The 14,071-nt window shown below is 33.4% G+C and carries 9 protein-coding genes and 1 pseudogene; all 10 read left to right on the top strand.

The genetic code is table 11. From position 1 onward, the window contains the following. Window positions 1-5: 5 nt before the first annotated feature. A complete protein-coding gene (bamA, locus tag BMSBPS_RS00335; protein WP_044169990.1) occupies window positions 6-2,423 on the top strand; it encodes an outer membrane protein assembly factor BamA in 2,418 nt (805 codons plus the stop codon). A 59-nt stretch (window positions 2,424-2,482) separates the two neighbouring features. Then, window positions 2,483-2,980 carry an OmpH family outer membrane protein gene (locus BMSBPS_RS00330; protein WP_022564430.1) on the top strand — a complete coding sequence of 166 codons (498 nt, stop codon included), beginning with the start codon at window positions 2,483-2,485 and terminating at the stop codon, window positions 2,978-2,980. A gap of 3 nt (window positions 2,981-2,983) precedes the next feature. Next, the gene (gene lpxD / locus BMSBPS_RS00325; RefSeq protein WP_022564429.1) at window positions 2,984-4,009 is read left to right on the top strand and encodes a UDP-3-O-(3-hydroxymyristoyl)glucosamine N-acyltransferase; all 1,026 of its coding nucleotides are present in this window, start codon (window positions 2,984-2,986) and stop codon (window positions 4,007-4,009) included. A gap of 186 nt (window positions 4,010-4,195) precedes the next feature. Further along, window positions 4,196-4,651, top strand: coding sequence for a 3-hydroxyacyl-ACP dehydratase FabZ (gene fabZ, locus BMSBPS_RS00320; protein WP_046201053.1), 456 nt, complete (start codon window positions 4,196-4,198; stop codon window positions 4,649-4,651). A 3-nt stretch (window positions 4,652-4,654) separates the two neighbouring features. Then, window positions 4,655-5,443: an acyl-ACP--UDP-N-acetylglucosamine O-acyltransferase gene (gene lpxA, locus BMSBPS_RS00315; RefSeq protein WP_022564427.1), complete on the top strand. Its 789-nt coding sequence runs from the start codon at window positions 4,655-4,657 to the stop codon at window positions 5,441-5,443. A 3-nt stretch (window positions 5,444-5,446) separates the two neighbouring features. Further along, window positions 5,447-6,601, top strand: coding sequence for a lipid-A-disaccharide synthase (gene lpxB, locus BMSBPS_RS00310; protein WP_022564426.1), 1,155 nt, complete (start codon window positions 5,447-5,449; stop codon window positions 6,599-6,601). Next, window positions 6,594-7,199: a ribonuclease HII gene (rnhB, locus tag BMSBPS_RS00305; RefSeq protein WP_022564425.1), complete on the top strand. Its 606-nt coding sequence runs from the start codon at window positions 6,594-6,596 to the stop codon at window positions 7,197-7,199. Before lpxB ends, rnhB begins: the two co-directional genes overlap by 8 nt. Before the next feature lie 63 nt (window positions 7,200-7,262). After that, window positions 7,263-10,742: a DNA polymerase III subunit alpha gene (gene dnaE, locus BMSBPS_RS00300; RefSeq protein ID WP_046201052.1), complete on the top strand. Its 3,480-nt coding sequence runs from the start codon at window positions 7,263-7,265 to the stop codon at window positions 10,740-10,742. A gap of 11 nt (window positions 10,743-10,753) precedes the next feature. Continuing rightward, window positions 10,754-11,713: an acetyl-CoA carboxylase carboxyl transferase subunit alpha gene (gene accA, locus BMSBPS_RS00295; protein WP_022564423.1), complete on the top strand. Its 960-nt coding sequence runs from the start codon at window positions 10,754-10,756 to the stop codon at window positions 11,711-11,713. A gap of 154 nt (window positions 11,714-11,867) precedes the next feature. After that, window positions 11,868-13,922: pseudogene (locus BMSBPS_RS04770) on the top strand (Orn/Lys/Arg family decarboxylase). Window positions 13,923-14,071 lie beyond the last annotated feature (149 nt).

Genomic DNA, 14,071 nt, shown 5'->3' with positions numbered 1-14,071 from the left:
AAACAATGACCATCAAAAAATTGTTCATAATGTTGTTGCTACTAAGCAGCAGCACCACTGTCTTCGGTATAAACGATTTCGTAGTGAAAAAAATTCATTTCGAAGGATTACAACGGATTACTTTAAGTACAGCTCTAATGAATTTACCAATACACATTGGTGATACAATTAATGAAAATAATATTAAAAAAGCTATTCGTGCATTATTTTCCACTGGTAACTTTAAAGATATTCAACTACTACAAGACGGTACTGAATTAATTATACGAGTAAAAGAATATCCTACAATTTACAAGATTACCTTTGTGGGCAATAAAACTATAACAACAGAAAAGCTAAAAGAAAACCTTGAAATGTCTCACATACGCATAGGTCAACCAGTAAATAATGGTATGCTTTCTTCTATTGAGAAAAAACTACAAGATGTTTACTACAGTATTGGTAAATATAATGCTAAAGTTAAAGTAATTAGTACACCACTATCATATAATCGTATTAATTTGAAGTTTTCTTTTCAAGAAGGTATATCATCAAAAATTCAACAGATTAATATTATAGGTAATAAAGCATTCAGTTCTAAGCAACTACTTTCTTGTTTTCAGTTACACGGTCAGGTGGCTTGGTGGAACATATTTAATAATTCCAATTACTATAGGGAAACACTAGTTAGAGATCTTAAAAATTTACGTCAATTTTATCTTGATCGTGGATATATACATTTTAATATAGATTCTAAAAAGGTGAGTTTAACATCTGATAAAAGAAAGATCTATATTACTGTTCATATTACTGAAGGAGAACAATACAAAGTTATAGGAGTAATAATCAAGAGTAATACAACTGAATATTATGCAAAAATTGAAAAACTAACGCATATTTTATCCAATCGATTGTATAATAACAGTAAAATGTTAAAAATAGAAAATGATATCAAAAACATATTGAATACATGTGGGTATGCTTATCCTCATGTAGTAATATATCCTGAAATTAATAACGTCAATAAAACTGTTAAACTACGTTTGGATATAAATACCGGTCGACGATATTATGTACATAATGTACGTTTTGAAGGTCATACTATCTCAAAAGATGCAATACTACGTCGTGAAATGCGACAAATGGAAGGCACCTGGTTTAGTGGTGATTTAGTTAATAAAGGTAAAGAGCGATTAAACCGTACAGGTTATTTTGAGAGCGTTGTAGTAATTAAGAAACGTGTACCAGGAACACTGGATCAATTAGATGTGATTTACCAAATAAAAGAACGTAATACTGGGACCTTTAATTTTAGTATTGGGTACGGTACTGAAAGTGGCCTGAATTTTCAGGCTAGCGTAACACAGGGAAATTGGTTAGGTAGCGGCAATAGTGTAAGTATTAGCTCTCTCAAAAATGACTATCAGACATATGCTGAATTTTCAATGACAGATCCTTATGTTACAATTGATGGCGTGAGTCTTGGTGGTCGTTTATTTTACAATAATTTCAAAGCAAATAAAGCAGATTTATCTGATTATACTAATGAAAGTTACGGAGTAGAAGCAACAATAGGTTTTCCAGTGAGCTACAGTAATAAATTACGCCTTGGCTTAGGTTATCTGTACAATGATATTGCCAATATCCATCCCCAGATAGCAATGTGGCGTTATTTTAATTCTCTTGGCCATCATCGTAATTTTAATGATAAGCATGATGTTTCCTGCTGTGATTTTACTTTTAACTATGGTTGGACATTTAATGGCTTAGATCGTACTTTTTTTTCAAGACATGGCACTTATTCTAATTTAAATGGGAAAATATCAATTCCAGGATCAGATAATTCCTTTTACAAAATCACATTAGATATAAGACATTATATACCTATTAATCATGAACGCACTTGGATTATATTAGCTCGTAGTCGTATAGGTTACGGTAATGGATTTGGTAGTAAAGAAATGCCTTTCTATGAAAATTTTTATGTCGGTGGTTCCAGTACCGTTCGTGGTTTTCTATCTCGCACAATTGGGCCAAAGGCCGCTTACTTGAAAAATAGTGCAAATCTTATTGCTAAAGGAGGTAATAGAGCAGTAGTGTCTAAATCAAACGATGCAATAGGTGGTAATGCGAATGCTATCGCTAGCATAGAAGTAATTACTCCAACACCATTTTTAAACGAAAAATATATCAATGTTATCCGTACATCCTTCTTTATAGATGCAGGTACTGTTTGGGATAGTAAATGGCAAAATAATGCTCAAACAATCTCTGCTGGTATCCCCGATTATAGTGATCCAAACAATATTCGTATTTCTGTTGGTATGTCTATACAATGGAGATCTCCCTTAGGTCCATTGACCTTTTCCTATGCTAAACCATTAAGGAAAGCAGAGGGAGATAAATTAGAACAGTTTCAATTTAATATCGGCAGCACATGGTAATTAAATAAATAATGATAGTATGGATTCATTATTTTTAATATAAAAATTAGGAGCTTATAATGAAAAAATTGTTATACGCTGTAGCTATAAGTTTTTCTTTAGTTTTTTGTGTAAGTATTCAAGCTGCTGAGAAAATTGCAGTAGTGAATATTTATAGAGTTTTCAAAGAATTGCCACAAAGTGCTATTGCTGCTAAAGACTTAGAAAACGAATTTCAAGGGCGTTCTACTGAACTAAAAAATCAAGAGTACGAGTTACGAAAAAAAATTCACAAACTACAGCGTGATATTTCCATTCTAAAACCTAGCGAACGTAAACGCATGGAGCGCGAAATTATAATGCAGCGTGAAGATTTTTCTAATAAAGCGGAAGCGTTTGACGAAGACAAACATCGTCGTCAGACAGAAGAACGTAATAAATTATTAAGACGTATACGAGCTGCTGTAAAAAAAGTTGCTGAAAGTCAAGGTTATGATATGGTAATCGATACAGATGCTATTGCTTACTTTTCAACAAAACAAGAGATTACTTCCGAAGTAATTAAACAGGTTAAATAATTGATGTTATCCTTTCGACTATCTGACTTAGCTCGACAGTTAAATGCAACATTGTACGGAGACGGTGACATCATTATTTCTGGTGTTGCCTCTATACAATCAGCTAAAAATGGAGAAATAACTTTTCTTGCAAATAATCGTCACCGTGCATATCTTGCCGATATTAAAGCTTCAGCAGTAGTTTTAACACAACAAGATTTAAAATTGTGCAATATAGCTGCTCTTGTTGTAAATAATCCTTATTTAACATTAGCTTATATATCTAAACTTTTAGATAAAACACCACAACCTGCACAAAATATTGCACCGAATGCCGTGATCGATTCAACAGCTAAATTAGGTAAGAATGTTTCTGTAGGTGCTAATACAGTAATTGAAAGTAATGTAGAATTAAGAGATGATGTTATGATCGGTTCAGGATGCTTTATAGGTAAGAGAACAATGATTGGTAAAGCATCACGATTATGGTCTAATGTAACAATTTATCACGAAATTCAAATTGGTCAGGATTGTTTAATCCAATCTGGAGCTATTATTGGATCAGATGGTTTTGGCTATGCTAATGATGAGGGGAATTGGGTTAAAATTCCACATTTAGGTACAGTAATAATAGGGGATAAAGTAGAAATTGGTGCCTGTACTACTATCGATCGTGGTGCATTAGATGACACTATAATTGGCAATGGTGTTATTATAGACAATTTATGTCAGATTGCACATAATGTTATAATAGGCGATAACACTGCAGTTGCAGGCGGTGTAGTTATGGGAGGTAGCTTAAAAATTGGACAATGCTGTATGATAGGAGGGGCTACTGTTATTAAAGGACATATGGAAATATGTGATAGAGTCACTATTACTGGAATGAGTATGGTAATACGTCCAATAAAGACACCAGGAATATATTCTTCTGGGATTCCAGTCCAACATAATAAAAACTGGCGCAAAACAACAGTGTTGCTTATGAGAATTGATGATATCAACAAACGATTAAAGGCTATCGAACATCAAGTCATTAAAAATCACTAAACACTTACGCATCTCACTAATCTTTCTAGTATTATAGTAATAATATCAGTGTACTTTCTTTCACTATTGAGAAATCTAAGTACGGTAATATTGTTCAAGTATGATTTGCAGCTAGTGGAAGATCCTTAAGGAAGGCAATAGCTGTCTCATCATTGCCATTAGATTTTTTAGTACAGGAAGAGTGTTTTGACTACTGAAACGCATGCTTTAAAAATTGAAGAGATTTTAGAATTACTACCACATCGTTATCCATTTTTATTGGTTGATCGTGTGCTAGAATTTAAAGAAAATAAATATTTGTGTGCGGTGAAGAACGTTTCTGTTAACGAATTTTTCTTTCAGGGACATTTCCCTGGAAAACCAATTTTTCCAGGCGTTCTCATCCTAGAAGCAATGGCACAGGCAACCGGTATATTAGCCTTTAAAAGTGTAGGAAAATTAGAACCCGGAGAGCTTTATTATTTTGCTGGTATAGACGAAGCTCGTTTTAAACGTCCTGTAGTACCAGGTGACCAGATGATTATGGAGGTAACCTTTGAAAAAACCCGCTGTAGCCTAACACGCTTTAAAGGTGTGACAACTGTTAATGGTGAAGTGGTCTGTGAAGCAACTATGATGTGTGCGCGAAGCCGGGAGGTATAATTAGTGATTAATTTAACCGCCAACATTCATCCCAGTTCCGTTATTGAAGAAGGGGCTGTTATTGGTAAAAACGTTTATATCGGTCCATTTTGTTTTATTGGTGCCAATGTAGAAATAGGCACAGGTACAGTGCTAAAATCACACGTAGTGGTAAACGGTCATTCACGTATTGGTAAAGATAACCAAATTTATCAATTTGCTTCAATCGGTGAAGTTAGTCAAGATTTAAAATATGCTGGAGAATTAACGCGGGTTGAAATTGGTGATCGAAATAGCATACGCGAAAGTGTTACTATTCATCGAGGTACTATACAAGCTAACGGTTTAACTGTAGTAGGTAGCGATAATTTATTAATGGTTAATGTGCATATTGCACATGACTGCATAGTTGGAAACGGCTGTATTTTTGCCAATAATACTACTTTAGGTGGACATGTTACTGTGGATAATTTTGTTACTATTGGTGGTATGACAGCTGTGCATCAGTGGTGCACTATCGGTTCGTACTCGATGATTGGTGGTTGTTCTGGAATTGTGCAAGATGTACCACCTTATATTATTGCACAGGGAAATCATGCAATACCTTTCGGTATTAATATTAAAGGATTAAAACGTCGTGGTTTTAAAAAAGAAGTACTTTATGCTATTCGTGAAGTGTACAATTTATTATATAGAAGTAATAAAAAAATGGAAGAAATCAAACCGGAAATTGAGGTATTGATGAATCAATATAATGAAATACAACTTTTTTATGACTTTTTTGCTCGTTCTAATCGAGGTTTAATCCGTTAAGTTATGGCTATACATTCTTTAACAATTGCCCTTGTAGCTGGAGAAACATCAGGCGATATTCTTGGTGCAGGACTGATACGAGCTTTAAAAGCACGTAATACTAATGCACGTTTTGTAGGAATAGCTGGTACAAATATGAAGGCTGAAGGATGTGAAGCTTGGTATGACATGGAAGAACTGATGGTTATGGGTGTTGTAGAAGTATTTAGTAATCTACCACGATTACTCAAGATTCGTTGGGATCTTACAAAGCGATTTATTGAACTTAAACCAGATGTATTTATTGGTATTGATGCACCAGATTTTAATCTTACTTTAGAAGGTAATCTAAAACGTGTTGGTATTCGCACTATTCATTATGTAAGTCCTTCAGTATGGGCATGGAGGCAAAAACGTATTTTCAAAATTAAACGTAATACTGACCTAATTTTAGTATTATTACCTTTTGAAAAAGCGTTTTATGATCGTTTTAATATACCTTGTCGTTTTATAGGACATAGTATGGCTGACGCAATACCTCTTCGACCTAATAAAATAGCAGCACGAAATGAATTAGGAATTACCAAAGATGCGCTCTGTCTTGGTTTACTACCTGGCAGTCGTTCTACTGAAGTAGAAATGTTAAGTGGCGATTTTTTGCTTGCAGCTAAATTATTGTATGAAAAATATCCACAAATGGAAATTTTGGTACCATTAGTAAATATGGATCGTCAAAAGCAATTTAAACAGATAAAAGCTATGGTTGCACCTGATATACCTATTCGACTTTTTGATGGTAGTAAGAGTAGAGAAGTAATGATTGCTAGCGATATAGCCATTATTGCATCAGGCACTGCTACATTAGAATGTATGTTAGCAAAATGTCCAATGGTTGTTGGCTACCGTATGAAGCCTTTTAATTTTTGGTTAGCAAAACATTTAGTTAAAATACCTTATATTTCACTGCCTAATTTATTAGCTGGTGAAGAACTTGTTAAAGAACTTTTACAGGATGATTGTCAGCCATCAGCGCTAGTTGCTGCATTAGAAGTAGTGTTACATTCAGGACCAAAGCGAGCTGCTTTATTAAATAATTTTTATAAATTGCACAAAAAAATTATTTGGAAAGCCGATGAGCAAGCTGCAGATGCAGTATTAGAAATAGTTAATAATGAATGACTTGATTTATCCTTCTACTTCTAATACTTTCCGAATTGCAGGTGTTGATGAAGTTGGCAGAGGAACATTGGTTGGTGCAGTAGTTACCGCAGCAGTCATCCTTGATCCTCTTAATCCTATAATGGGACTAAATGATTCTAAAAAACTAACACCACGACGTCGTCTATCATTATACAATGAAATCAAAGAAAAAGCACTTTGTTGGAATTTGGGTCGAGCAGAATTAGAGGAAATCTATGCACTCAATATTCTGAACGCTACAATGTTAGCAATGCAACGGGCTATCACAGGCTTACATATCGTACCAGATCTGGTATTAATAGATGGTAATCGATGCCCGTCTTTATTAATACCAACACAAGCTGTAATAAAAGGTGATAGTTTAATAAAAGAAATCAGTGCAGCTTCAATCCTTGCGAAAGTAACACGTGATCGTGAAATGATAGAGCTAGATTTATTATTTCCACAGTATGGTTTTGCACAGCATAAAGGGTATCCAACATCGCAACATATAAAAAAATTGATACAGTATGGAGCAACTCCTTATCATCGCCGCAATTTTTCACCAGTATGTAAGTTTTACAAATCATCCGTATGATATTTACAGATTACTTTGACATATTTAATTACATAACTTTTCTCAATTTAATTAAAATTTTTTATGACTGAACCTCGTTTTATACATTTGCGTGTACATAGTGATTATTCAATGATTGATGGCTTGGCAAAAACTAGTACTTTAGTTAAAAAAACAGCTTCTCTGGGAATGCCAGCAATTGCTATTACAGATTTTATGAATTTATGTGGCTTAGTACGTTTTTATAATAGTGCCCATTTAGCAGGCATTAAACCTATTATTGGTGCTGATTTTAAAATGGCTAGCACACCGATGATGGACAATGAACTTGTACAAGTTACGTTACTTGCTGCCAATAACATAGGTTATAAACATTTAAAAATTTTAATTTCAAGATCTTACCAACGTGGATATGGTATTGTTGGTCCGTTTATTGAAAGAGATTGGCTAATCGAGTTAAGTAACGGATTAATAGTATTATCAGGTGGTCGCCAAGGCGATGTAGGTCGTAGTTTATTACGAGGTAATAAGCAATCAGTGCTGCAATGTCTAGATTTCTATCTTAAATATTTTTCTAATAATTATTATCTTGAAGTTACACGTACTGGTCGTCCTGATGAAGAAACGTATTTAAACGCTGCAGTTAATTTAGCAATTTCTAAATCTCTACCAATAGTAGCAACTAATGAAGTATGTTTCCTTAATAAAGATGATTATGCTGCACATGAGATTCGTGTTGCAATTCATGATGGTTATATGCTCTCTGATCCAAAACGTCCTATCCGATATAGTGCTCAACAATATATGCGCAGTGAAAAGGAAATGTGTGAGCTATTCTCAGATATTCCTGCAGCTCTAAAAAATAGTGTAGAAATTGCTAAACGTTGTAATGCTACTATACGTCTTGGAGAATATTTTCTGCCGCAGTTTCCAACAGGAACAGTAACCACTGAAGATTTTCTAGTTATAAAATCACGAAAGGGACTAGAAAAACGTCTGGAATTTTTATTTCCAAATAATGAAATACGTATTCAGCAACGACAGAAATATGATGAGCGTTTAAAAGCTGAACTCGATGTGATTAATCAAATGGGTTTTCCAGGTTATTTTTTAATCGTTATGGAATTTATTCAGTGGTCTAAAGATAATGATATTCCAGTTGGACCAGGTCGTGGTTCTGGTGCAGGTTCTCTCGTAGCATATGCATTAAAAATAACTGATCTCAATCCTTTAGAATTTGATTTAATTTTCGAACGTTTTCTTAATCCTGAACGTATTTCAATGCCTGATTTTGACATCGACTTCTGCATGGAAAAACGTGATCAGGTAATTGATCATGTTACTGAAATATATGGACGTGAAGCAGTTGCACAGATCATTACTTTTGGTAGTATGACAGCTAAAGCTGTTATTCGCGATGTGGGTCGTGTACTTGGTCATCCTTACGGTTTTATCAATCGTATTTCAAAAATGATACCTTCTGATCCAGGTATGACTCTGGAAAAAGCTTTTTCTGCTGACCCAATATTATTACAAACCTATAACGCAGATGAAGAAGTTAAAGCCCTTGTAGATATGGCGCGTAAACTTGAGGGAGTTATTCGTAATGCTGGTAAACATGCTGGCGGTGTCGTAATTTCACCAACTAAAATTACTGATTTTGCTCCGCTGTACTGTGATGAAGATGGTAATCATCCAATGACTCAATTTGATAAAAATGATGTGGAAGATACCGGATTAGTAAAATTTGATTTCCTTGGCTTACGAACCCTGACTATTATAGATTATGCAGTGAAAATGATTAACCTACGCTTAAAAAAATATGATTTAAAACCTCTCAATATTTCTACTATTTCACTCAATGATCAAAAGAGCTTTGAAATACTTCAACGTGCTGAAACAACTGCAGTGTTTCAACTTGAATCGCGCGGTATGAAAGACCTGATCAAGCGTCTCAAACCGGACTGTTTTGAAGACATAATAGCATTAGTAGCACTGTTTCGACCAGGTCCTTTACAATCTGGTATGGTAGATAATTTTATTAATCGCAAGCATGGTCGTGAAAAAATTGCTTATCCTGATCATCGTTGGCAACATGAAAGCTTAAAACCTGTTTTGCAATCAACCTATGGTATCATTTTATATCAAGAACAGGTAATACAAATTGCGCAAGTTCTTGCAGGTTATACGCTCGGCAGTGCAGATGTGCTTCGTCGTGCAATGGCTAAAAAAAAGCCAAACGAAATGCTTAAACAACGTTGTATATTTCGTGAGGGTGCCAAAAAAAATGATATTGATGGCGTACTATCAATGAAAATATTTGATTTAGTGGAAAAATTTGCAGGGTATGGTTTTAATAAATCACATTCAGCTGCTTACGCTTTGGTATCATATCAAACTTTATGGTTAAAATCGAATTATACAGCGGAATTTATGGCAGCAGCAATGAGTGCTGATATGGATAACACTACAAAAATAGTGGCATTAGTAGATGAATGTTATCGTATAGGTTTAAATGTCTTGAAACCTGATATTAACTCAGGTTTATATCATTTTCATGTCAATGATGAAGGTAAAATCGTTTACGGCATTGGAGCTATTAAAGGTGTTGGTAAAAGTACTATTGAAGCAATTATCGATGCACGTAATCAAGGCGGTCTTTTTAAGGATTTATTTGACCTTTGTATCCGTACTAATATTAAAAAATTCAACCGTCGCGTGCTGGAAATATTGATCATATCAGGAGCATGTGATGCTCTTGGTGCACATCGCGCATCATTGATGAACGATGTGCAAATTGCTTTAAAAATAGCTGATCAGCGTATGCAAACAAAAACTATTGGACAAATTGATATGTTTGGAATTTTATCAAACAGTCCACAAGAAATAAAAAAGTCTCGCATACGACCTTGGTCAAAAGAAGTTCAACTTAGAGGGGAACGCGATACATTAGGTCTGTATCTTACGGGTCATCCTATAGATCAGCATCTTAAAGAAATTCAATATTATGTCAATGGTACGTGTCTAAAAGATATATCGAAAACAGAACACGGTAAAATAACCGTTGTTGCTGGTTTAGTAATTTCAGCTCGGGTGATTTGTACTAAACGTGGTAATAGAATGGGTATTCTTACTCTTGATGATCGGTCGGGTTATATAGAAATAATATTATTTACTGAAGTATTTGAAAAATATAAGCATTTAGTAGAAAGAGATCGTATCTTAATCGTACATGGTCAGATAAGCTTAAATGATTTTAATCAGAGTCTCAAAATCTCTGCACAAAAAATTATGGATATCGATGAAGCTAGAAAAAAATATGTGCATGCACTTGCTATCTTTCTCAACGATTCTCAAATAGATGAACAATTTTTAAAACATTTTCGGAAAATTTTAGAACCTTATTGTTCAGGAAATATTCCAGTGCATGTCTATTATCAAAAAAAAGACGCTAAGGCAAAATTGCTTTTTGGTACAGCATGGCGCATTTCTTTAAATAATTCTTTACTTAATGAGTTACGATTATTAGTAGGATCACAGCAAGTGGAGCTGGAATTTAATTAAAAAGGAATATCATGAATTTTAATTACCCAGATTTTGAAAAACCAATTGCAGAATTAGAAGAAAAAATCGATTCATTGAGATCTATCAGTCGTCAAGATAAACAATATGATATTAATCTGGATGAAGAAGTACAGCGCTTATGTGAAAAACGCATTGAATTAACGCGTAAAATATTTACAAATTTAGATGTATGGCAAATCGTACAGCTCGCACGTCACCCACAACGTCCCCATACATTGGATTATATTCATAATATTTTTAATGATTTTGATGAATTAGCAGGAGATCGCACGTATTCAGATGATAAGGCAATTATTGGTGGTATTACACGTCTTAATGATCGTCCAGTAATGGTGATAGGCCATCAGAAGGGTAGAGAAATAAAAGAAAAAATACGGCGTAATTTTGGCATGCCAACACCAGAAGGTTATCGTAAAGCACTACGTTTAATGAAAATGGCTGAACGTTTTAAGATGCCATTGATTACGCTGATCGATACACCAGGTGCTTATCCTGGTATTGGCGCAGAAGAACGAGGTCAATCAGAAGCAATAGCACGCAATCTACTTGAAATGTCTCATTTAAAAATTCCAATTATTTGTACTGTTATAGGTGAGGGAGGGTCTGGTGGTGCATTAGCAATTGGCGTAGGCGATATACTAAATATGTTGCAATATAGTACGTATTCTGTAATTTCACCAGAAGGTTGTGCTGCAATTCTTTGGAAAAATGTTCATAAAGCTTCAATTGCAGCTGAAGCAATGGGAATTACTGCCTGTCGTCTAAAAAAATTGGAATTGATAGACGCAATAATTACAGAACCATTAGGCGGAGCACATCGTAATCCAATCGAAACGGCGATAGTATTAAAAAAACAACTATTAGGTGATTTAGCTTATTTAGATCGATTAACTACAGAAGAATTACTGAACCGTCGTTATCAACGCTTGATTAACTATGGCGATAAATAACATATTAATTCTATAATTAACACATTGTGATACATATTTAGTATGATTGTGTTGATTTTTTGTATGTTCCATTATAAAAAAAAGATTTATTAATTTATTGGGATATGCTTTTTCTATGTATAATTCAATACTAAAAAATTATAGTAGGTCCGTATTGGGCATTATGATAATTATGGCATCGTATGCTAAATTTTACCTATTACAATGCATTCATAAATCAGGCATTTCTTTAAAAAAGAAAAAGTTTTTCAGGTGTTTTACCTTGAAAAAATGAATGATGTTTTAAAATTTATTGAGCATAATCCACGTATTTCTACTGTAATATTAATTGGAATGCTACAGTCTATCACTTTTTAAAAATATTTATTATCTAAATGAATATCTATCTACCTACCTATAGTTTTATTAGTGGCAAGCAATACAATACACATATTACCTGGAGTAATATGTGTATTGTATTGCAGTTAAGGTGCACAATAAATTATAGCGATATTGTGCCTTATATCTGTCAGCGTACTTCTTAACATATTGAGAACATTACTCTACCTTTAACAAAACACTATTTAGTTTGCTAAAAAAAAATAAATATGTTTTTTCACTCCAGGTCACATGGGTGGCAATGCATTCCAAAAAAGTTCGGTTAGAAATATTTTTTGTGTTTTTTTTGGTAAAATACATTAAAAGCAAATGTATCAATTTCTATTATTGAATTAAGTTCATTACTAAATCATACCAGACGGAATTTATAAGCAGAACAATATATTGAACGTACTTTCGATTCTGAAAAAAGCTATATAGTAACTAACGGCACCTCAACGTCAAACAAAATTATAGGGATGTATGCTGTATCAACTGGCAGTACTTTATTAATCGACCGTAACTGTCATCAATCATTAAGACACTTACTCATGATGTCTGATATCATCCCTATTTGTGTTCACCTATATGACGAAACGCATTAGGAATTGTTGGTCAAATTCCAAAAAATGAATTCTAATATCATAACATACAAAAAAAGTAAATATACTACAGAACGCTATCTGATTAGTCCAAGCAGTACTATAAATGGTCAGCGTCTTCAAAGTAAAGTCATTTACGAAACTCAGTCAACACATAAATTATTAGCGTCTCTTTCACGAGCATCTTTGATGCATATTGCATATTAAAAGGCGACTATGATCAGAAAACGTTCAATGAAGCTCATATGATTTCTACAACCACTTCACCGAATTATGTCATTGTATGGTCCATTAAAATTGCAGCAGCTATACTATAAGGTAATCAGGAAAAACGATTAATTCAATCTACTGTAGAACATGCTATTAATTCTTTTTAAAATTAATAGGTTATATGAAAATTAAAGATTGGTTTTTCAATATTTGGCAGCCAAACAAGTTAGACACTCTAGAATTTTTGTCAATTCAATCCAGTGAAAACTGCGATAAATTTATACAACCTGATAAAATCATATGTATCTTCATCCAATCAAAGTAACTGTGCTCACGCCTGGTATACATGCATTAGGACAGATAACAACAGAAGAAATTCAGCAATGTTAGTAGTTAAATTTCTTTATCAGAATGGCATAATAGTAGGAAAAAACAGGAACTTATAATCTATTTTTTCTTTTTGAATTGGTATTGATAAAGTAAAAATCATCAGCATGTTAAATAGGTTAAATAAATTTAAACGTACTTACGATCTTAATTTATCAATTAACAATGTTCTACCATCTCTGTATATAGATAGAACACCCTAACTTCTATAGAAAGATGGATATTCAAACGTTAACACAAGGGATGCATACACTTTTTATATAATGTCATTTGCCGTACTTAATGCTCAAAGCTTTCGAAGTTTTACTAAAAATAGAAATGAGACCATATAAAGCATTTTAACAACAGTTACAAGGATATGTCGAATGTCGAAATAATCGATGTGCGAGATTTAATAGGACGAATTTTAGCTAATATGATTTTAGCTTATCCTCCGGTATACCGATAATCATGCCGAGATAAATTATTTCTTAAGAATGCAGATCAATTCTTAATTTCTTGCTTATGCTTTGTACAATTGAACAGCATTGTCCAGTTTTTCAAACTAACCTTCAAGGTGTATCATATTAAGTAAAGACAAACGTTATCTAGTGCGTGTATTGTGCGAACATGACAGTATAATTAAAATTGTTGATTTTAATATTTTTCTATAATTATAAAATTTCAAAAGAAATCAGAATAATTATGTTATAAATAAAAAAATTAATTGGTAACTGAAAATTCATTTTTTTTAATGATTACAATAAATTATTTAATAATTGTATAGGGACATCCAATAAGCAGATGAGTAATTTTAAATTAA

It is taken from the genome of Candidatus Pantoea carbekii (genome assembly GCF_000971765.1).
In the GTDB taxonomy this organism is placed as follows: domain Bacteria; phylum Pseudomonadota; class Gammaproteobacteria; order Enterobacterales; family Enterobacteriaceae; genus Pantoea_A; species Pantoea_A carbekii.
This window is presented reverse-complemented; position numbering and strand designations above follow the sequence as displayed.

Coding starts and splice junctions, on each gene's coding strand:
- bamA (WP_044169990.1), top strand. CDS start 6: ATGACCATCAAAAAATTGTTCATAATGTTGTTGCTACTAAGCAGCAGC.
- BMSBPS_RS00330 (WP_022564430.1), top strand. CDS start 2,483: ATGAAAAAATTGTTATACGCTGTAGCTATAAGTTTTTCTTTAGTTTTT.
- lpxD (WP_022564429.1), top strand. CDS start 2,984: ATGTTATCCTTTCGACTATCTGACTTAGCTCGACAGTTAAATGCAACA.
- lpxB (WP_022564426.1), top strand. CDS start 5,447: ATGGCTATACATTCTTTAACAATTGCCCTTGTAGCTGGAGAAACATCA.
- rnhB (WP_022564425.1), top strand. CDS start 6,594: ATGAATGACTTGATTTATCCTTCTACTTCTAATACTTTCCGAATTGCA.
- dnaE (WP_046201052.1), top strand. CDS start 7,263: ATGACTGAACCTCGTTTTATACATTTGCGTGTACATAGTGATTATTCA.
- accA (WP_022564423.1), top strand. CDS start 10,754: ATGAATTTTAATTACCCAGATTTTGAAAAACCAATTGCAGAATTAGAA.